The organism is Priestia sp. YIM B13490 (genome assembly GCF_042787735.1).
GTDB classification, from domain to species: Bacteria; Bacillota; Bacilli; order Bacillales; family Bacillaceae_H; genus Priestia; species Priestia megaterium.
Window position 1 is genome coordinate 1 of sequence record NZ_JBHZOT010000002.1, and the last position, 20,508, is coordinate 20,508.

The 20,508-nt window shown below is 36.4% G+C and carries 23 protein-coding genes and 2 pseudogenes; 10 read left to right on the forward strand and 15 right to left on the reverse strand.

The genetic code is table 11. The annotated features are described in order from the left end of the window. Positions 1 to 271: 271 nt before the first annotated feature. Both ACFX4R_RS05415 and ACFX4R_RS05420 read right to left on the reverse strand, forming a co-directional pair. Positions 272 to 565, reverse strand: coding sequence for a hypothetical protein (locus ACFX4R_RS05415; RefSeq protein WP_052500316.1), 294 nt, complete (start codon positions 563 to 565; stop codon positions 272 to 274). A gap of 283 nt (positions 566 to 848) precedes the next feature. Continuing rightward, on the reverse strand, positions 849 to 1,412 hold the full coding sequence (locus tag ACFX4R_RS05420) for a YitT family protein (RefSeq protein WP_165575355.1): 564 nt from the start codon (positions 1,410 to 1,412) through the stop codon (positions 849 to 851). A gap of 476 nt (positions 1,413 to 1,888) precedes the next feature. Here ACFX4R_RS05420 and ACFX4R_RS05425 point away from each other — a divergent pair, with 476 nt between their 5' ends. Further along, entirely contained in the window at positions 1,889 to 2,689 is an 801-nt protein-coding gene (locus tag ACFX4R_RS05425; RefSeq protein WP_043979270.1) for an alpha/beta fold hydrolase, read from the forward strand. Positions 2,690 to 2,921: 232 nt separating this feature from the next. On the opposite strand, the gene ACFX4R_RS05430 is transcribed toward ACFX4R_RS05425, so the two are convergent. Then, on the reverse strand, positions 2,922 to 3,467 hold the full coding sequence (locus ACFX4R_RS05430; protein ID WP_165575356.1) for an undecaprenyl-diphosphatase: 546 nt from the start codon (positions 3,465 to 3,467) through the stop codon (positions 2,922 to 2,924). Between the two features lie 217 nt (positions 3,468 to 3,684). Then, a complete protein-coding gene (locus ACFX4R_RS05435) occupies positions 3,685 to 4,236 on the reverse strand; it encodes a YhcN/YlaJ family sporulation lipoprotein (RefSeq protein ID WP_052500317.1) in 552 nt (183 codons plus the stop codon). Between the two features lie 192 nt (positions 4,237 to 4,428). On the opposite strand from ACFX4R_RS05435, the gene ACFX4R_RS05440 reads away from it, so the two are divergent. Next, positions 4,429 to 4,644 carry a hypothetical protein gene (locus ACFX4R_RS05440; protein ID WP_043979275.1) on the forward strand — a complete coding sequence of 72 codons (216 nt, stop codon included), beginning with the start codon at positions 4,429 to 4,431 and terminating at the stop codon, positions 4,642 to 4,644. 225 nt (positions 4,645 to 4,869) lie between these two features. Further along, positions 4,870 to 5,802, forward strand: coding sequence for an alpha/beta hydrolase (locus ACFX4R_RS05445; RefSeq protein ID WP_237074708.1), 933 nt, complete (start codon positions 4,870 to 4,872; stop codon positions 5,800 to 5,802). A gap of 373 nt (positions 5,803 to 6,175) precedes the next feature. On the opposite strand, the gene ACFX4R_RS05450 is transcribed toward ACFX4R_RS05445, so the two are convergent. Both ACFX4R_RS05450 and ACFX4R_RS05455 read right to left on the reverse strand, forming a co-directional pair. Continuing rightward, entirely contained in the window at positions 6,176 to 6,745 is a 570-nt protein-coding gene (locus ACFX4R_RS05450; RefSeq protein ID WP_377569086.1) for a hypothetical protein, read from the reverse strand. Between the two features lie 35 nt (positions 6,746 to 6,780). Next, a complete protein-coding gene (locus tag ACFX4R_RS05455; protein WP_098964589.1) occupies positions 6,781 to 7,341 on the reverse strand; it encodes a hypothetical protein in 561 nt (186 codons plus the stop codon). Between the two features lie 147 nt (positions 7,342 to 7,488). Between ACFX4R_RS05455 and ACFX4R_RS05460 the strand changes: the two are divergent. Beyond that, positions 7,489 to 8,058, forward strand: a pseudogene (locus ACFX4R_RS05460) (Y-family DNA polymerase); the annotation flags it as partial. 4 nt (positions 8,059 to 8,062) lie between these two features. On the opposite strand, the pseudogene ACFX4R_RS05465 reads toward ACFX4R_RS05460, so the two are convergent. The 4 genes and pseudogenes from ACFX4R_RS05465 to ACFX4R_RS05480 all read right to left on the reverse strand — a co-directional run. Further along, a pseudogene (locus ACFX4R_RS05465) lies at positions 8,063 to 8,182 on the reverse strand (aldo/keto reductase); the annotation flags it as partial. Between the two features lie 117 nt (positions 8,183 to 8,299). Continuing rightward, the gene (locus ACFX4R_RS05470) at positions 8,300 to 9,544 is read right to left on the reverse strand and encodes a Bcr/CflA family efflux MFS transporter (RefSeq protein ID WP_043979293.1); all 1,245 of its coding nucleotides are present in this window, start codon (positions 9,542 to 9,544) and stop codon (positions 8,300 to 8,302) included. A 213-nt stretch (positions 9,545 to 9,757) separates the two neighbouring features. Continuing rightward, entirely contained in the window at positions 9,758 to 10,945 is a 1,188-nt protein-coding gene (megL, locus tag ACFX4R_RS05475; RefSeq protein ID WP_043979296.1) for a methionine gamma-lyase, read from the reverse strand. A 157-nt stretch (positions 10,946 to 11,102) separates the two neighbouring features. Next, positions 11,103 to 12,161, reverse strand: coding sequence for an NAD(P)/FAD-dependent oxidoreductase (locus ACFX4R_RS05480; protein WP_377569088.1), 1,059 nt, complete (start codon positions 12,159 to 12,161; stop codon positions 11,103 to 11,105). 189 nt (positions 12,162 to 12,350) lie between these two features. On the opposite strand from ACFX4R_RS05480, the gene ACFX4R_RS05485 reads away from it, so the two are divergent. From ACFX4R_RS05485 to ACFX4R_RS05500, 4 genes are all read left to right on the forward strand, one after another. Beyond that, positions 12,351 to 13,145 (forward strand): ABC transporter ATP-binding protein, encoded by a 795-nt coding sequence (locus ACFX4R_RS05485; protein ID WP_098248304.1) that lies wholly within the window; start codon positions 12,351 to 12,353, stop codon positions 13,143 to 13,145. Next, on the forward strand, positions 13,146 to 14,066 hold the full coding sequence (locus ACFX4R_RS05490) for an iron-hydroxamate ABC transporter substrate-binding protein (RefSeq protein ID WP_162213909.1): 921 nt from the start codon (positions 13,146 to 13,148) through the stop codon (positions 14,064 to 14,066). It abuts the gene before it with no gap. Between the two features lie 81 nt (positions 14,067 to 14,147). Further along, a complete protein-coding gene (locus tag ACFX4R_RS05495) occupies positions 14,148 to 15,158 on the forward strand; it encodes a FecCD family ABC transporter permease (protein WP_098791553.1) in 1,011 nt (336 codons plus the stop codon). After that, entirely contained in the window at positions 15,155 to 16,162 is a 1,008-nt protein-coding gene (locus ACFX4R_RS05500; RefSeq protein WP_322551900.1) for a FecCD family ABC transporter permease, read from the forward strand. Before ACFX4R_RS05495 ends, ACFX4R_RS05500 begins: the two co-directional genes overlap by 4 nt. 90 nt (positions 16,163 to 16,252) lie before the next feature. Here ACFX4R_RS05500 and ACFX4R_RS05505 read toward each other — a convergent pair whose 3' ends face one another. Further along, positions 16,253 to 16,420, reverse strand: a complete 168-nt coding sequence (locus ACFX4R_RS05505; RefSeq protein ID WP_081085297.1) for a YfhD family protein — start codon at positions 16,418 to 16,420, stop codon at positions 16,253 to 16,255. 128 nt (positions 16,421 to 16,548) lie between these two features. Here ACFX4R_RS05505 and ytzI point away from each other — a divergent pair, with 128 nt between their 5' ends. Continuing rightward, positions 16,549 to 16,683 carry a YtzI protein gene (gene ytzI / locus ACFX4R_RS05510; RefSeq protein ID WP_016763550.1) on the forward strand — a complete coding sequence of 45 codons (135 nt, stop codon included), beginning with the start codon at positions 16,549 to 16,551 and terminating at the stop codon, positions 16,681 to 16,683. 29 nt (positions 16,684 to 16,712) lie between these two features. On the opposite strand, the gene ACFX4R_RS05515 is transcribed toward ytzI, so the two are convergent. The 4 genes from ACFX4R_RS05515 to ACFX4R_RS05530 all read right to left on the reverse strand — a co-directional run bounded on the left by ACFX4R_RS05515 (position 16,713) and on the right by ACFX4R_RS05530 (position 19,743). Then, complete coding sequence (locus ACFX4R_RS05515) at positions 16,713 to 16,910, reverse strand: helix-turn-helix domain-containing protein (protein WP_013082432.1); 198 nt, start codon at positions 16,908 to 16,910, stop codon at positions 16,713 to 16,715. 45 nt (positions 16,911 to 16,955) lie between these two features. Next, positions 16,956 to 17,384, reverse strand: a complete 429-nt coding sequence (locus tag ACFX4R_RS05520; RefSeq protein ID WP_043979311.1) for a MarR family winged helix-turn-helix transcriptional regulator — start codon at positions 17,382 to 17,384, stop codon at positions 16,956 to 16,958. Between the two features lie 61 nt (positions 17,385 to 17,445). Further along, entirely contained in the window at positions 17,446 to 19,071 is a 1,626-nt protein-coding gene (locus ACFX4R_RS05525) for a DHA2 family efflux MFS transporter permease subunit (RefSeq protein WP_034275603.1), read from the reverse strand. Positions 19,072 to 19,104: 33 nt separating this feature from the next. Continuing rightward, positions 19,105 to 19,743: a biotin/lipoyl-containing protein gene (locus ACFX4R_RS05530; protein ID WP_013082429.1), complete on the reverse strand. Its 639-nt coding sequence runs from the start codon at positions 19,741 to 19,743 to the stop codon at positions 19,105 to 19,107. 279 nt (positions 19,744 to 20,022) lie between these two features. On the opposite strand from ACFX4R_RS05530, the gene ACFX4R_RS05535 reads away from it, so the two are divergent. Next, entirely contained in the window at positions 20,023 to 20,484 is a 462-nt protein-coding gene (locus ACFX4R_RS05535) for a MarR family winged helix-turn-helix transcriptional regulator (protein ID WP_016763546.1), read from the forward strand. Positions 20,485 to 20,508 lie beyond the last annotated feature (24 nt).

Here is a 20,508-nt window from a genome sequence, read left to right on the forward strand (position 1 = left end):
TCTTCTTCTGAAAATCTCTTCATAAAAACTGCGCCTCCAATTGGTTAGATTATGTCTAACAATTGGGGCGCAGTTCATCCGCCGAGGGTTCTTTTTCCGGAGTATGCAGCTTTTTATACATCCTTGATATGACTACGTTTTCTCGATACCCCAGTGGAAGGTGAATGCATAAAAAGTCTGCATTATATATATATGTTAGTCCCTATAAAAATAGTCCTTATGGAGAATCATGCTATATTTTTTTGAAAATAGATTCCACATTAAGTCTCCCTTATAAGAAAGGTCTAGACGAATCAATACTGTATTCTAATAGCATTTTTATAGCGTTTTCTGGTAATTGATTAGATTTCTCAAGTATTATTGGTGTCTGACCATTTCCGGTGGAATTATAGGAAACAAAAACTAATTTTTTTTCGTCTTCACCAGGAAAGTTTAACTTCGTAGGTAATCTAGATTCCTGGGGGCTAATGTTTTCCTTAAATGTTGTGGACTTCTGATTTATAAGTATCTCGTAAAATTCACCATTGTAAATGAATCCAATTGCCGGTGTATTACCATTGCTCATTAATAGACCCTCCTGATTTTCATATAAATACAAATGTACTTATATAGTATGATTTAGAAAGAGATATGGTATTCAATTTATAATCAAACAAATGTTATAGCAGCATTCCTTAATTTTCACGAAAAGGTTTATGTATTTTAGTTCACTCTAAAAGAAGGCCATTTTAGAAGGACTTTAGGTTTATAAGTTAAAATAATTAACATGAACTTATAAAGCGATTGAAGGTTGTAGAAAGGGAGGGGCAAAAAACGGAGGATAGAAAATACTAACTTTATAATCCTAATTATTCCTTTTTTGTAATTAACGAAGTCGTCATTCCACCTATAAAAATTGTTGAACATGAAAAAAGAAACGTTTTAGGTCCTAATAAAGGAAGAGCTGCTGTTATGATAAAACCATCTATAATTAAAATAACCATCCCTATGTTTAAGGAAAAAGCTTTTGATACAAGTTGTGCTAGTAAATCTGTTCCTCCAGTACTTGTCTCGTATCGAAGCATAAGACCAACCCCCGTCCCAATACATATTCCTCCAAAGATTACACTAGGAAAAACAGGAAGTTGAAACTGGTCTTTAATAGGCTCTAGCCAATCAATCAATAAAGAAGAAATAAGTAACCCATAAAAACTATTATAAAAATAAGTTCTTTCATAAACCCAAGCAAACCAACATAATGGTAAGCCCAAAATAATCATCGTTAAACCTGTAGAAAATTCAAAATAATAGTGAAGGATGAGAGCGATTCCAATTGTTCCTCCATCTAACAAATAATGAGGAACTAAAAATCCATTAATTCCTATACTTAATAATAAGCTTCCGACAAGAACAACCGGTATTTTTCGAAACATAATAATCACCTTTTTAATTAATTTATCTCTTACTATATGTATAAGCTTTAGCTACCTGTCATGAATGTTTTTTCTTTTTATATAAATGAATAAAAGTTTATCTTTTAAGCAAACTACTCAAGATGGATAAATCATAATACTATAGCAAACTCCTAAAAAGCAGAAAAACTCCCTTCCAACCGATGGGAGTTTTTCTGCTTTTTAAGCTGTGTATTGTATACATGTTTAGTTCACATAATCAGCATTATCAGAAATCCTATTAACAATTCTAAAATCTCCTCCTTTTTAGTCTGTATAGTCTCACTATAATAACCTCATAATAAATAATAAAAAGGATCTTTGATTTTAAACAATACAGAACAAATAGTTAATTATATGGAGTTAAATGTAAGATGAAAAAAGATCTTGGTTTTCATAAACTAGATTAACCTTAACTAAAGAGTAATTATTAATTGATTTTGGAGTGAGAAATAATCATGCCTTTTATCGAAATAGACACTAATAAATACTTGTATTATGAAGAGCGTGGACAGGGTATGCCAGTCATCTTTATTCATCCACCTGGCATGGGAAATAAAGTCTTCCATTATCAATACGATTTATCCAAGCATATGAGAGTCATCTTTCCGGATTTAAGTGGTCATGGACGAAGTCCTAGAGCTGAACAAACTGTATCAATTTCCTTCTATGCAAACGAAGTATTGCGTTTTATGGATGCGCTGCATTTAGACAAGGCTATTATATGTGGTTATTCTGCTGGTTGTCTAATTGCTCAAGAGCTGGCTATTTATCATCCCGATAGAGTCGAATTATTAGTTTTCTCAGGAACTTACCCTATAGTAAGAGATATACCTGGACAACTATTACATAAAATAGGAATGTATATGGTAAAAGAACACCTAAATATATTAATAAAAAGCCTTTCTATAAGTCATACTCAGGACAAGACACTAAGAAAGAGCCTAGTTAGTTATATGAAAAAAGCAGATCAAGAATCATGGTATCAGTATTATAATCATTCATTACACTATAACTGTTTAGACAAACTTCATCACTTAACTATGCCTTTGTTGTTTATATATGGTGGGAAAAAGGATTGGACTACCCACTATATGAAAGAGTATAAAAATAAATGTAAGCATGCTGAATTCTTTGTTTTACCACAACAGGGTCACCAACTGCCTACAAAAAAGTGGGTTCAATTTAATGAGCTAATTACAGGATTTGTCTTAAATAAATCCAGTGATAAAACAAAAAGAGACTTAAGTAATGAATAATTTTAAAATCTCATATGTATAAAGCTCAATGATAAACTACAGGAGATCGGTAAGATTGTTTAGCTCATCAGCCTAAATACAAATTTTACAACTAAAAATGAGGCGCTTAGGGAATTTTTCCCTTAAGAGCTTTATCTTGTCGTTATTAGTAGAAGCCTTCGCTATAGTAACTGCTTTAACTAATTATTAAAGCAAGTACAGAATCGAGACATTATTAGCTAGTGAAAATGCTTCATTTACGTATTTGGGCATAATACTTTTTTGATTTTCGATTCATTATTTTTAGAGAACCAAAAACTTTCTCAACAATAATACTTGTTAAGCTACCAATAAAGAGGCTTCGGACAATATCAGAGGGATAATGATGCCCTACCCAAATCCTTGAGAATCCTGTTAACAAGGACATTCCCCACATAACTGACCCGAGAACACGTTCACGTAGAAAAATAGAAGTGGCTACAGCAGTTGCAAGCAACGTATGTTTACTTAAGAATGCGGAATTCATCTTTGAAGGAATAAGGATGCCGACACGGTGCTTTATAAAAGGACGAGGCTTAAAATAAAAACATTGAATTAACATGTCAATCAACAACGTAAAGGCCGCAGATATTAAGGCATATCTTATCACTTTTCTGTACGAATGGCCTCGAAACCACATCGACATTAACACAAAAGCGAATAGATAACGTACCTTATTTGAAACCAATATCATCAGCATATCCAATATAGAATAACGCCCAGCCAGTTGATTAATTATCTTGAATATTTTATAATCCATCCTGATTTTCTCCTTCAATTTTAGATAGACTCTTCTCTCCTAATGAAGCATCCATTACATGATCAATGCTCCTATGATAGTAAAAAGGAACCAAAAATAACTATTAAGTCATTTCGTATAATAGAGAGAGAAGCATATATGAAACCTCCTTAATCTATAAGGAGGCCTCTCTTTCTAAAACATAAAAAATTACTTTTTTATATCTCATCATTTCTGTTTAACGATTATTAGGGAATACTCTTTTAACGGTTTCAGTAAAATCTTCAAATAGGCCATTTCTTGTCGAACCTTCATTAATTCGATTTCCGTACCCTTCCATACGATTCACAAAATCAGGATCGGATGACACATACACATTTCGAATATCTTTATCTGTAACTTTTACTTGATCTGAAATCTTCTTTTTTAAACGGTCGGTTACTTCCCCGTTTGCTTCATTCTTTAAAACAACAGCCACGTATGCATTTCGGTTTGTAACAATCACATTCGCAGTATCTACTTCATTTAATTTAGCAATACGATCCGCAGCTTTATCAGCTACCTCTAATCGTGTCTGATTATTATTATCTACATTGTTATTTTGAACACCGTCGGGTTGAAATCCCACGTCTCGTAGATCATTGTTATCACGATTATTTTGAGCTTTTTGTTCGGACGGTTCTTCAGTTGGATCAGGCTCAGCTTCATCTTTTTTATCATTACAACCAAAAAGAAATCCTACTGATAAAATAGCTGATAAGAGTCCCAGTACATATTTTTTTGTCTTCATTCTTTTTCCACTCCTTCTAATAGTCATATATGTATTAAGGTTTACATTGGTTTTTAAATAATTACAGGAAATAATTTGAAAACCCAAGTAACGATAGATCATTTTCCTAGTATATATATGTAGCGTCGGTAAAAAATAAAGATGTTGGAAGAGAGATTTCTTTCAAACACTTATCAAAGAGGGATTTGCATAATGAATAATGTACAGCAGCTAACTTCTTTATTTAATGTTAATGGCCTATTTGCAAAGAAAAATAATAACAGAGGCATGCTACTGTCACTTTTAAGCATAGGAATTGGGACTTTAGTGATTTGGATAATAAGAGGAAATGGAAATAAAACAGGGGCACCAACTATGCAAACAATGAGCAGTAGAAACCAGATGAAAAACGGTTTATCCAAGCAATAAAAACTGTATTTACAATAGTATGTTTTGTATAGCAATTGGGTTATCGTTGATTATTAAAAGCTTTATGCAGTAAAAACTGCATAAAGCTTTTAATAATCAAAAAAATAAACACCGATGACTTAATTACATAAAACTTTTCTTTTGGTTTTTCATTTTTCATTAGTAAATGAGGAATATAATATTATTAAATGACATAAAAAAATTACGGAGACACAGAGGTCGAATATGAAACAAGTTATTAAAAACATTAAAAATGATCAGCATTTTCGCTTTACATACGATTCACGCCCCATGAATGAAAACATGAAACGTTACAGTGAGTTTTACAATCTCCCAACAGAGAACATAATGTATCGTTACGGATTTGAATCGTTTGTCCATGAACGGCTGTTTATCCAATCTTTTCGTCCCTTACCGATAAAAGCTCATATTCTTCTTCTTCACGGTTATTATGATCATGCGGGAGTACTAAGTACTGTCATTCGTTTCTTGATTCAACAAGGGTTTCATGTGTTGACATTTGATTTACCAGGACATGGATTGTCAACAGGAGAACGGGGAGCCATTTCGGAGTTTTCTCTCTATACAGAAAGTATTCGAGAAGTCGTACGTAGACACCTGTCTTCAAGCTCTCTGCCCGTCTATATCGTGGCTCATAGTACGGGCGCTTCTGCTGCAGTCGATTATATATTGAATAACCCTGAAACGTCTCAGATTCGAAAAGCAGTGCTTGTCTCGCCCCTCGTTCGGCCTTATCGCTGGAATGCAATCACCATTTTAGTAAAGCCCTTAAAAGCGTTCACCAGGAATTTGAAGAGGATACTTCGAGACAATTCAACAGATGCAAAGTTTTTGCGTTTTGTGAAGAATGATCCGTTACAGTATGATCAGGTCCCTCTCAGTTGGGTAGAAGCATTGATAAGATGGAATGAATTGATTAAGAAGGGGAATCCCAGTTCTGTCCCTGTTCTCATCCTCCAGGGAAAAAAGGACACAACAGTGGATTGGAGATATAATGTTGATTTCTTACTAAAGAAGTTTCCAAATATAGATGTTGAACTTATAGAGAACGGAAAACATCATTTATTAAATGAAGAAGAGCTGATAAGAGATAATGTGTTTTCTTCTATCCATCGCTACTTAACAGATGATGTGTAAACGATGATTACGAGAACAATGAATGCGCTATCTGTATATCATTGGAAATAAAGGTTTTTTATTTTGTTACCGATAATAATTATTCTAAAATTTTCTAATAGATTTAAATATCTCGTCCGTAAAAGTATACTTTTACGGACTGTGTGTTTGTATAAAAAATTTATCATTCTCGACGTTCGTTTAAATTCAAAAAACAATTTACGAACGTCCTTTAAAATACATTCAGTTTTACGAACGTTTTTAACAAAGTAATAGATTGAAAAGTCTACTTCCTATAATCAAACTTATGGTAACTAAACTAGAAAATAAAAAGCCTGGATCTCCTTAGATACAGGCTTTTTCTCAACTCTGTTGTTTAAGTAGAAAAAAGTACTTACTTTAAATTCAAGGTTACTTCCTTATTTAGATATGGAGATGTAAAAGTTACTGTTTGTTCATTTCCCCATTGTGCATCATGAGCTCCTAAAACATTTAAATCGCTCATATCCGTATTTCGTGTCATGACATGAAGAGGTTCTTGATTTATTCGTTTTTTCACCAAAGGGAATTCTGTTTGTTTATAAAAATCATAGTAATGGTTAGTTTCTCCAAGACTCCAATTGGAATACCCAATAATAAGTTTTTGGGTATTCTTAGGGGAAGTTAGATCATAATAGTCAACTTTATTAGTATAAAAGAACGTGAACCACCCAACGATTGCTATAGGTACAATAAAAAACGGCCCAATTACTCCCCAAAAAACTTTAGACTCTTTTGTTTTGCTAACGGTTATAAAGACTATGTATAAATAGATAAAGTGTAGAACAAATATCAGAAAATATATCGAAACCTTTGAAGAGAAAACGTATAGGCTCTTTAGTGCTAAAAGATAAAAGAATAGATCTATAGAAAGAAGGATGATAGCTAACATTTTTAGTATACTCTTATTATTTTTATACTTCATTGACTGCAAACCCTCCTCCTTTTAATTTAGAAATGTTAAATATTGCTGCTATTAATATCAAGTGAGTAGCTACGAGGTATATAATTTTTGACTTTTCCAGGTGAGTTAAATAGATCACTCTTACTGAATATCGTAAATCCAACCTCTTCCACATCCACAAATGTATCGACTTTATCTATATCGACATTTTTAAATTCTATAGGTTTATTCCATTGTCTCGAAGGAATTAAATCCTGCTCTACAATACCTTCTCCGTAGAAAATGAATATACTCAGCCCATTATTAACTAATTCTTCTGCTAATCCACTAACATGGCTCAATTTTTCTTCAGAATCAACTTTAATAATAGCACCATCTGATGAATGCTCATAAAAAGGAGTTTTATTTTTAATCAATGTTTCTTTTTCATGTCCAGAGAGCATTGAGTCTAAAACAAAAAAAACAGGTAAACCAAACATTTTTCGAACTAAAGAGATGATCAGATCATGATTAATGTCCCTAATCCCTACAGTAATAGATACAAATTTATCTTCTGGAAAGTCAAAACTATCAATTATACTTTGGTCTGAATATTGCACAAAATATTCTTTTTTCAACATTTATCCCCCTTTAGGGTTTAGTCTTTTTGAACTCTTACCATTACGTTATGTAGTAGTTACTTCTGTTAATGTAACAATAAATTCTATGCAAGTGATAGCAATGATTGGGAAAAATGTAGAGTTTTTATTTTAGGAGTATTTTCAATGGAGGATGAACAGTTACCAAATCGAATCATTATATGTATCGACATGAAGGCGTTCTATGCGTCCGTTTCTTCTGTCATAAGAGGATTTAACCCGTTGAAAACAAAGCTTGCGGTAGTCGGACATATCAAACGGTCGGGATCCGTTGTATTAGCTACCACGCCATTATTAAAGAAAGAAGGGGTCAAAACAGGAAGTCGTCTTTTCGACATTCCTAAAAGGAAAGATATTCATGTGGTGAATCCATCTATGGAAAGATATATCAAGGCTTCGACCTATATTTCGAGCTTGGTGTTACAGTACGTGGCTCCTGAGGATTTTCATGCCTATAGTATTGATGAGCTGTTTATTGATGCGACAGCTTCGCTACATCTATTCGCTCATACACCAGAAGAATTAGCCCATAAGATTATTAATGAGATTTATCGTAAGACACGCCTGACAGCTACGGCAGGCATAGGCCCTAATCTCTTACTGGCCAAGGTAAGCTTAGACCATGAGGCAAAGAATAGCCCAACAGGAGTGGCGTATTGGCGATATGAGAATATTCCCTTTAAATTGTGGGCTATTCATCATCAATCGCACTCATTATAGCGTTGACTCCTTCATTTCCGTTAAGCTTATATGTACCAAAACCTATAGCAGGCTAGGTTACCCCGTCATTAAGGGTTATTTCAGGAATTACTTTACTCATTATTATCCACTCCTTTCGATCATGCTCTAAGATTGGCATATATTATCCAATACTTGAATAAATTTGCACCACTCATTTTCACAAAGGAGTGGTGCTTTCAAACAATCAAAAAAGTGATTACGGAGAAACCTCCGTTTTAAACTCATTAACTTCGCACTTTTCTGTTTCTTTCTTGTTTTTAGTTAACGTAAAGAAAGCTACAAAACCTAAAAGCGCCGTACTAAATAAAATAGCAGCCATCGGAATAGCTGTGGTTTCGTTAATACCCACTAAAGGAGAAACAATTGATCCTAAAGTTAGTGGAAGCATGCCTAACACGGCACTCGCACTTCCTGCTCTATGTCCTTGATTTTTCATTGCCAATGTCACCGAGCCTGTGATCGTCATTCCTATAGAGATCATGTAAATAAAAATGGGAATAACAATCGTAGCCAGCGGCCCTTTAAGCATGGTCATGATAAGAAGTACGCTAGTAGCACTTACAGCCGTAATCACGGCAATGCGAAGCAGGCTTCTTTCATGAAGAATTCCGCTAAAGCGCCCAATAATAAAGCTTCCAGTCACAATGGCTAAGCCGTTAATGCCAAACAAAATGCTAAAAACTTGCGGAGAAACATGGTAGATCCCTTGATAGACAAATGGAGTGCCTGATACATAAGCAAAGCTACCTCCGTGGACCAGTCCGACAATTAAGGCATACCCAATAAAAGAACGGTCTTGTAATAGACTGCCCATCGTGCGAATGGAATGACCAATTGAACTTGGCGTTCTATTTTCAATTGGCAAAGTTTCTTTTAAACGCATTGAAATTGTTAAAACAATTAAAAGGCCTATTAAACTTAAAAACAAGAAAATAGTATGCCAGCTTGCAAAAGGAAGAAGCAAAATAGCACCTCCGGCCATTGGTGCTATCATTGGCGCAAAGGCATTGATAACCATTAACAGAGCAAAAAACTTCGTAAGCTCTCTTCCACTAAAAACGTCTCTGACAATGGCTCGAGAAAGAACAACTCCTGCCGAAGCTGTAAACCCTTGTAAAAAGCGTGCGATGACTAAAGCTGTAATAGTAGGAGCCAAAGCACAGAGCAAGGACGATATCATAAATAAAGAGATGGAAATGAGTAAAGGTCGTTTTCGTCCCTTCGCATCACTGATTGGACCGATCACGATTTGACCAATGGCAAGGCCTAGTAAACACGATGTTAAACTAAGCTGAACAAGTGAAGCTCGCGCATCTAAATGATCAGCAATAGCAGGGAAACTTGGCAAATACATATCGATATTAAGCGGACCTAATATCGCAAGCGTGCTGAGAAGAAACGCCAATCCTAGACGTTTTTTTCCAGTTGGGTTATGAAGCATAATAGCAGAGCACCTTCCTTACCTAAATATTGTATTTTCACAGATAATCTTTAGTCTATTGAAAGGCATCTCTTCTGTCTAGGACATTTGTCTAAAGATGTAGGTAAAGTTCCGTTCGCAAAAAAGGATGTATGACTGATGACATACGGTTGATATTCAAAAAACAACGCTTGAAATATCCTTAAGATACTTCAAGCGTTGTTTGAGCGTTTGTTATATACTATCTAATGCCTGCTGTAAATCTCTCATAATATCTTCCCATGCTTCCAGTCCAACTGATAAACGAAGGAGTTCGTTTGAAATTCCCATTTCTTTCCGAGCTTCTTCCGGCACAACTGCATGCGTCATCGAGGCAGGATGCTGAATAAGTGTTTCAGCATCTCCAAGACTCACCGCAATGGAAATGAGCTTAAGCTGATTAACCACTTTTACGGTTTCTTCATAACCTCCTTTCACTTCAAAAGAGAGAAGCCCCCCTCCTTTTCTCATTTGCTTTTGCATGAGAGAATAAGCAGTGCTCTTTTTATCACCTGGATAATAAACGGCTTTCACCTTGGGATGGAGACTTAATTGTTTTGCAATATGTTCAGCATTTTCACAGTGACGATCCATTCGAACGGCCAGCGTTTTTAAGCCTCTGAGTAACAGCCAAGCATCAAACGGTGAAAGAATGCCTCCGATATCTTTTTGCGTCGTTTTGCGCAGTACGGAAATAACCTCTTTGTTCCCTACTACAATTCCTGCGACAACATCTCCGTGTCCACCAATAAATTTTGTTGCGCTATGAATGACTAAGTCGCACCCAAGCTTCAGCGGCTGTTGCAAATAAGGAGTTGAAAAGGTATTGTCTACTACCACAGGAATTCCTTTTTGTTTGGCGATAGAAGCAACTAACTCTAAATCTACTAAAGTCATAGTCGGGTTAATCGGTGTTTCAATATAAATACATGCTGTATCTTTTCTGATAGCAGCAAGAATTTCTTCCTCAGTTTCCAAGTTGGAGAAAGAATGATGGATTTGATATTTTTCCTCAAGCATTTCTAAGAGACCAAATGTGCATCCATACACTCCTTTAGAACATAAAATATGATCGCCTGCTTTTGTAAGTCCAATCAATACAGCCGATACTGCAGCCATTCCCGATCCAAATGCCAAAGCGGCTTCTCCTTCTTCAAGCTGTGCCATACGCTCTTCTAAAATGGTGACCGTTGGATTCGATAACCGGGAATATACATAACCATCTTCTGCTCCGCTAAACCGGTTTGCACCTTGTTCTATAGATGAAAATGTAAATGTAGACGTTTGATAAATAGGCGGAGCTAAGCTATCAAAATGATGTTTTGATTCATACCCTGCGTGAATGGCTTTTGTTTCAAACTGATATTTCTCTTTTTCGTTCATACGGCTTCCCCCTTATGCACACAAGCACTATGTCATTTTTTAAAAAAATGTAAGCGTTTTCCTTTATTATATTTCTCTTTTCTTTTTTCGTTCCCTGCCTCTCCATATAGATAATCCCACCGTAGAGAAAGAAGCGACATGCACCCTGCACCTCGCTTTACTTCGTCATTTGTTTAATTAGTGCTGAATTACGTTTTTTGAATACTTCATTATGAGAAGAAACCATAGCCGCCTTAGCAGCAGAGGGCTGAACGAATTGTTTTGCTTTGTTTACGGCATTAGCAGCGTCTTGAAAAGCACCTGTAATCAAATGGACTTTTCCTTCGTGCATGAGAATGTCTCCCGCTGCATACACGCCTTCTACCGACGTTTCGCTTGCTGCGTTACCTGCAACATAGCAGTCATCAATGGTTTTAATATATAATTCACTGTTTTTTAACAGCTCTGTATCTCTTTCATAACCGTGATTAATAATGACTTCGTCAATCGGTAAATAAGAAATTTCACCGGTTTGATGATTAGTTAGCTCAACTTTTTCAATTTTTTCAATAAATTCATGCGTCCCATCAGCCACTAATTTTGTAATAGATGTGTTAAGCAGACACCGAGCTGAACTGTTTATTAATTGTCTCACTTGTGCTTCATGACCGTTTAGTTCACTGTTTCGGTACGTAATATATACTTTTTTAGCAACGGACTCTAGCTCATTTGCCCAATCAATGGCTGAATTTCCTCCCCCGGAAACAATCACCGTTTTATTTTTAAAATGCTGCAAAGATTTAACCGTATAGTTTAAGTTTGATATTTCAAATCGTTCTGCCCCTTCAATTTTGAGCTTTTGCGGATTTAAAATACCTCCTCCGACAGCAAGGATAATGGTTTTAGAGTAATGATGTTCACCTGAAGAACTCGTCAGCTGGAAAATACCATCTTCTAAGCGAGAAATCGATTCAATCTTCTCATTTAAAACAACAGTTGGATCAAACGTCAGCCCTTGTTCAACAAGCTGTTCAATAAGCTTCGCACCAGAAATAGGCGTTTGCCCTCCTACATCCCAAATCATTTTTTCAGGATAAACGTGAAGTTTTCCGCCTAATTTTGGCTGATATTCAATCAGCTTTGTTTTCATTTCTCTTAGTCCACTATAAAAGGCAGAATAAAGGCCGGCCGGTCCCCCGCCTATAATCGTCACGTCAAACAGTTCGTTATGTGTCATGAACACCCGCTCCTTGCAATTAATTGTTATTGATTATCATTCTCATTTGAATATACATCTTCTTCACCGTTTTGACAATAAAAATAACTATTGACATCCGGAAACGTTCGAATTATAGTATGTAAAGTAAACGATATTGATAATCATTATCAAGTATTTGTTGTATTAAACGTAAACGGAGGGTCAGATATGGTTCGCCTATATACAGAGAAATTACATATTAGTTATGGTGAACGTCTAATAGTAAAGAATTTAAGCGTTAACATTCCAGACAAAAAGATTACCACGATTATTGGTTCAAACGGATGCGGCAAATCAACGCTTTTAAAAGCCGTCACCCGCATTATTTCTCATCAATCCGGTTCCGTCATTTTAGATGGCGAAAATATTTCAACAGAACATACAAAAGCACTCGCTAAAAAAATGGCCATTCTCCCTCAAACCCCTGAAAGTGCCAGCGGCTTAACTGTTGGAGAACTTGTATCTTATGGGCGATTTCCCTATCAAAAAGGGTTTGGGCGTCTGTCGAAACAAGACTATCAAACGATTGACTGGGCGCTTGAAGTAACCGGAACAAAAGATTACAAATTTCGTCTCGTTGACTCTCTTTCAGGCGGTCAGCGTCAGCGAGTGTGGATTGCAATGGCTTTAGCTCAAGAAACAGATATTATATTCCTCGATGAGCCGACTACCTACTTGGATATGGCTCATCAGTTAGAAGTGCTTGAGCTGCTTCAAAAGCTAAACAAAGAGCAAGAACGTACCGTCGTAATGGTACTTCACGATTTAAATCAAGCCGCTCGTTTTGCAGATTATATTATCGCTTTAAAAGATGGAGAAATTGTTAAAGCCGGAACGTGTGACGAAGTCATCACGCATGACGTTCTAAAAAAAGTGTTTCATATCGACGCTGAAATCGGACGAGACCCGAGAACCAATAAACCAATGTGCATCACGTATAACTTATTAAGAGGAGATAACTAAATGAAAAAATTACTGCTTCCATTCATGCTCATATTCGTACTACTTATTAGTGCCTGCAGCAGCGGTTCAACTGAAAGCAAAAATGATTCTAGCAAAAATGGCGAATCTAAGACAATCATATATCAATCTGAAGACGGCCCTGTAAAAGTTCCCGCTAACCCGAAACGTGTTGTAGTGTTAGGCTCCTACGCAGGTAACGTCATGTCGTTAGGTGTCAATATTGTCGGAGTTGATTCATGGTCTAAAATGAATCCCCGCTTTGAAAAGAAATTAAAAGGCGTTGAAGAAGTATCAGATGAAAATTTAGAAAAGATCATTAAATTAAAGCCTGACCTAATTATTGGCTTATCTACTACAAAAAACGTTGATAAATTGAAAAAAATTGCTCCTACCGTCACGTATACATACGATAAAGTAGACTACCTTACTCAGCATGTAGAAATCGGAAAACTATTAAATAAAGAAAAAGAAGCACAGTCATGGGTAAACGATTTTAAAAAGCGTGCGGCAAAAGCTGGTTCTGACATCAAAGCTAAAATTGGCGACGATACCACGGTTTCAGTTATTGAGAACTTTGACAAGCAGCTTTATGTATTTGGCGATAACTGGGGACGCGGAACGGAGATTCTTTATCAAGAAATGAAATTAAAAATGCCAGAGAAAGTAAAAGACATGGCTTTGAAAGATGGTTACTATGCAATTTCACCAGAAGTTCTTCCTGAATATGCCGGAGATTATTTAATCTTCAGTAAAAACCAAGATGGAGATACATCATTTGAGAAAACAGATACGTACAAAAATATTCCTGCTGTAAAGAATAATCACGTATTTGAAGCAAATGCAAAAGAATTTTATTTTAATGATCCAATCACATTAGATTATCAACTAGATTTCTTTACTCAAAAATTTCTTGGCAAGTAACTCATTCAAGAGGAATTCTTTTTAGAATTCCTCTTGCTTTGTTTTACTAAATTTATTCTTACATGAAAAGATGGGTGTTTTATGAAAATAGACAATCAGCGTTTCATTCCTTTTTTATATAAATTAATAGGTGCCTTGCTCGTATTCATCATAATGTTTGGTTATTCAATGATTTTTGGCGCTGCTGATATATCGATAAAAGATGTGTGGCTAGCACTTTCATCAAGCAGTGTAAACGAACAGATTTCGATCATCCGAGATATTCGTTTACCTCGTGAAATCGCCGCTGTTTTTGTTGGCGCTGCTTTATCAGTATCAGGGGCAATTATGCAAGGTATGACAAGAAATCCTCTTGCAGATCCAGGACTTTTAGGCTTAACTTCTGGCGCAAATGCAGCTTTAGCTGTAACCATTGCCTTTATCCCTTCTGTAAATTATTTAGGTATTACGATTGCTTGCTTTATCGGAGCTGCGGTTGGCGCAATTTTGGTATTTGGAATTGCTGCTATAAAAAGAGGCGGTTTTTCTCCGCTTCGAATTGTACTAGCCGGGGCTGCCGTTTCAGCGTTTCTTTATGCGATCGGAGAAGGCGTCGGTATTTATTTTAAAATTTCAAAAGATGTATCGATGTGGACTGCTGGCGGAATGGTAGGCACTTCTTGGGAACAGCTTCAAATCATTGTTCCTTTTATTGTGGGAGGTATATTCATTGCCCTTTTGCTTTCCCGGCAGCTTACTATTTTAAGCTTAAACGAAGAAGTCGCTGTGGGGTTAGGTCAGCAAACAACAAAGGTCAAAACCGTTTTATTTGTTGTCATGATTCTTCTTGCAGGTGCTTCTGTTGCGCTAGTCGGAAACATGGTGTTTATCGGCTTGATGATTCCTCATATTGTACGAGGAATTGTAGGAACCGACTATCGTTATATTATCCCTATGTCCGCTGTCACTGGCGCAGCGTTTATGCTGCTCGCTGATACGTTGGGCCGAACCGTAAGTGCGCCTTATGAAACACCGATAGCAGCAGTTGTATCCATGATTGGTTTACCTTTCTTTTTAGTCATTGTTCGTAAAGGAGGAAAAGCATTCTCATGATCCACCCAGCGCTTATTAGAAAACAACGAATAATTATGATGCTGCTCACTGTTTTGATTCTTGGAACGATTGTAATAGGGATGGGGCTTGGGGATGCCTCCCTTCCTTATAATAAAGTATTTCCTACTCTTTTTGGCAAAGGGGATTTTGCAGATGAGTTTGTTCTTTTTTCAATTCGACTTCCGCGAATTATCATTACTCTTTTAGCAGGAATGGCTCTAGCTTTATCAGGCGCTATCTTACAAGGTGTTACGCGCAATGACTTAGCGGAACCTGGAATTATAGGAATTAATTCGGGAGCAGGCGTCGCAATTGCCGTATTCTTTTTATTTTTTCCAATTGAAGCTGGCTCTTTCGTGTATGCTCTTCCGTTAGTAGGGTTCATCGGTGCCTTGTTTACAGCTTGTCTTATCTACCTTTGTGCATATAGTAAAAGCCAAGGACTGCAGCCTGTAAAACTTATTTTAACAGGCGTAGGTTTTTCGATGGCTCTTTCTGGAATGATGGTGGTGATTATGTCATCAGCTGATCGTGCTAAAGTTGATTTTATTGCTAAATGGATTGCAGGAAACATTTGGGGGACAGACTGGCCTTTTATATGGGCACTTCTACCTTGGCTGCTTGTCTTGATTCCTTTTATATTGTACAAAGCAAATTCATTAAACATTTTTAACTTAAATGAAGCTGCAGCTATTGGAGTCGGTATCGCTATGGAGAAAGAGCGTATCACATTGCTTCTAGCCGCGGTTGCATTAGCGGCAGCCGCAGTTTCAGTTACAGGCGGCGTGGCCTTTATTGGGCTTCTTGCTCCTCATATTGCCAAAGGCTTAGTCGGACCGAGAAACCAGCTTTTTATTCCCGTTGCCATTTTACTTGGCGGCTGGCTCTTGCTGATTGCAGATACAATAGGACATAACATTGCCGATCCTAACGGTGTACCAGCAGGAATTATTGCCGCCGTAATCGGTGCTCCTTACTTTGTTTATTTACTTTTGAAAAAATAATAAACGAGGCTGAGAAATAACGAACCACTAATCAAACATTTCGATTAGTGGTTCGTTTTTCACTTGGGCTAAAATACTTTTATCTCAGCTTTAGTTTTGCTTTTTTTGTCTTTCATCTGCAGCGTTCGCTCTAGCCTGAGCTTCTAAATCGTCTTGGTCTGCTAATTCACGAGAAAACTCTTCGTCTACTCCATCTGCTTTAGATGAAGGATAATCCGCTACCTTTTTTAATTGTTTTTTCAACTCTTTTTCATTCATTATAAACACTCCTTTATTTTAGGCTGTTACTAGTATGCGTTTGTCGTTTCTGCACTATGTGGAGAAAGAAGGAATTTTACCAATAAGAACGAAAGCATACGTAATAAGAAAAAGAAAGGACGTTTTATATGATCATCATTATTACGCTCTCTATTATCATTGTATTTGTTATTTTACTGCTATGCATAGTTACTACTTCGAAAGCTTACGATTACAAACATACGGTAGATCCGCTTACAAAAAAACAAGACGAAAAAAAGTAGGTGCGCTCGTTTCACACCTACTTTTTGTATTACCCTTGCAGTGTTTTTAAATCGTGATCGTTCAATTGAAATGCTTGCTTAATTTTGTCTTCCAAGTTTTTTGTTACTCTTCGCTTCCCCACTTCAACCAGTGCAATTAAAGAAAAACTGCAGTTTACTGCTTGAGCGAAGTTTCGCTGATTCATATTGTAGTTTTTTCGAATGTTTTTTACCGTTTCTTTATTCATTTACACTCACTCCGCTTAACTCAATATACTTTTTTCTACTCAAGTTCAAGTCACATGTTCATCTAGCTGTCGACAGAGCGTGAGAAATTGCTGCTGTTCTTCTTCTTTATAGCAAGCAAACAGTTTTTCAACCCCTTGCTGCATGTCTTTTTCAGCAGCTTGAATCACTTGCTTCCCTTTGTTTGTAAGCTCGACCATAACTTTACGCCGATCTCTTTTTGAATGGTAGCGCTCCACAAGATTCAGTTCATACAAACGTGTAATCGATGCTGTAATAACGCTTGGGCTCGCCTTTATCTCGTCTGCCACTTTGGTGACAGGCATTGTATCTGCACGTTCAACAATCAGTAAAATATGATATTGAAAAGGGGTAATTCCGTAATGCTGTAAAAGGCTTTTTACATTTGTCATTACTTTTTTGTTTAAAGATATTGAAATTCTTTGAATTTCTTCACCAAATATCAATGGATCCATCCGCCTCACTGCCCCTTTCTCTCCAACATTTTTATGATGAACTTTAGATTTCTATAGCTCCTTATGAATTTATACTTTTCGGAGCTGGAAGCATACGAATATCTTCCTCTTGAGCTTTTGATTTCTTTTCTTCGACTACTTTATCTTTACGTACGTCACGAAGGAAGAAACTTAAAATTAAACCAATAACAGAAATTGCTGTTGCCCAGTAAAAGGCATCGTTAATACCTTGGATCGTACCTTGCTGCGTCATTTTTCCAGATAAAACCTTCAGCGCTTGCTGCTGAGCCTGATCTTGTGATAAATGCAAAGTAGCAGCTACTTTTTGTACAAATAAATGAAAGCTGTTCATAAAGAATGGATCAGACGTATTCATGGAACTGCTGATTTCATTTACATGATACGTTGTACGGTTCGTAAAAATGGTCGTCATTAAACTAATACCAATTGAACCACTTACTTGACGAAGCGTATTAGACATTGACGTTCCGTGACTGCTTAGTCGCTGCGGAAGCTGATTCAAACCGGCTGTCATAATCGGCATCATTAAGAGTGACATACCGAACGAACGGATAATATAAATCGCTAAAATATGATTAAACGGTGTATCCATCGTCAGCTTCGTAAATTCAAACGTTGAAATAGATGTAATGAGCATACCAACGATTGCTAGCGGACGAGGTCCCACTTTATCAAACAATGTACCTGAAATCGGCGACATAACCAGCATAACAAGTGCGCCAGGAAGCAACAGCAGTCCTGAATCAAAAGCAGAATATCCGCGGATATTTTGCAAGTAAATTGGAAGCAAGAACATGCCTGCGTACATACTGATTGTAATCGCAATACTAATAATATTTGATAGTGAAAAAATATTATATTTGAATACACGCATATCCAATAGCGGCTTTTCAGATTTAATTTGTTGAAGAACAAATATAATTAAAAGAACTGCCCCGCCAATGATTGTAGAAAGAACAACTGAATCCGTCCAGCCGTCATTTCCAGCTTCACTGAATCCATAAAGCAATAATCCCATACCTGCAAGTGATGTCACAACAGAAGGCATGTGAACTTTTACATCCTTTGGAGGCTGAATGTCTTTTAATTGAAAGAAAGCAATAATTAATACAATAGCACCTAATGGCACCATGCCGTTAAAAAGGATGTGCCAATCATAGTTTTGAATAACCCATCCAGATAACGTTGGTCCAATAGCCGGTGCGAACATCATGGCTAAACCAAAAATCCCCATCCCTTTTCCTCGCATGTGAGGAGGGAAAATAAACACGATAATGGTCATAACAAGAGGCGATAAGACACCTCCGCCAATAGCTTGAATTAAACGGCCGGTAAGCATAATCGAAAACGTAGGTGCAATTCCGCAAATCAATGACCCTACTGTAAAACAAAACATTGCAAATAAGAACAAGCGACGCACACCAAATCGTTCAATTAAAAAAGCTGAAAGCGGAATTAATGCCCCGTTCACAAGCATATATCCAGTTAACAACCACTGAGCTGTATTTGCCGTTACGCCAAACTCAGTAATCAAATGCGGGATGGCTACGTTCAGTAACGTTTGGTTTAATATCGCAAGAAACAAACCAAGCATTAAAACAATCAATAGCGGAATATGCTTTTTGATGGATCCATCACTTGTGTTTTCTATACTGGCTGTCATCATATTTCCTCCCTTCTTGAACTGTTGTAGTAAGAATTAGTCTTTCGAAATTTTTACTTCTGCGTTCATACCTGGCAGTACATGCTCTGAATAATTAGAAATAGAAATTTTCACAGGAACCGTTTGAGACACTTTTGTGTAGTTTCCATCTGAGCTTGAGTTCGATGTTAAAGATGAAAGTGAATTGGTTGCATATCCAATTTCTTCGACTTTGCCGTCGATTTTTGCACTGCTGTCTCCGTCTACCGTTACATCTACATCGTCGCCTTCTTTAATATCCTTAAGCTGATCTTCTTTAATATTTGCTACGATAAATAGGTCTTTCATATCTACTTCCGTTGCAATTTGCTGTCCAGCTTGAACCATTTGATTTTCTTTTACGTTTGTTTGAATAATTTTTCCATCTGCTGGCACTTTAGCAGCTACAGACCCTTTTTCAGCTTGAATTTTAGCAATTTCAGCATCTTTTGATACATCATTTCCTTCTTCTACTGTCCAGCTTGCTACTTTACCTGCTGCAGGTGCAACTACATTGTATACATCTCCGGATACTTTAGCGTTATCCGTTGTAATATAGTTCGATTTTTGAACGTAATAATATCCTCCTCCAATTAATAAAGCTAAAATAACGATAATTCCAATAAAATTTGTTACCATTAAGCGACTTCTAGACATTCATTACTCCTCCTTAATACTTCACTAATAAAATTACTTTTTTATATAGCTTTTTCATAAAGATATTATCTCCATCTATTATGAGATATGTTTCTTTACAATCATCTATTTGGTTAACCACCTAAATAACTTTATCATAAAGATATTTTTTCGTAAAGATATTAATTTAAAAATAATAATGGTGGTTAAAGATAATCATTGCCATCCTTTACAATTGTTTCATTTTATTTTAGAGTTAGTTTATATACGTCCGTAGTGTACAAGGAGATGGAAGCTAGCATGGATAACAATTTAGATTCAAAAATTGAACACCTTTATCAAATTAACACATCTTTTTTTCAATATATGCGGCATTTAGTCGAAGAAACATTAAAAACACAGCCTTATCACTTAACACCCACTAAATTTTATATCTTAAACTACATTGCCAGCGGCACAAAGTATATGGTAGCAGATATTTCAAATAAACTTCACTTAACCTCGGGCGCTACAACTAGCTTATTAAATCAATTGGAAGAAGAATCTCTCATTCAGCGCGTGCGAGACGAAAAAGACCGGAGAGTCGTGTGGGTTTCACTGACCGATGAATCAAAGAAACTTGTTTCAATGATTACAGAGAAGCGAAATGGATTTTTAAAAGATATGCTAGCAGCTCTAAGTGTAGAAGAACAAGAAGAATATTTTCGCTTATTAAATAAAATGGACGCCCTTTTAAGTGATAAATATGGATTTTCATATTAGATTATCCAAAAGAGCTCCGCTTCG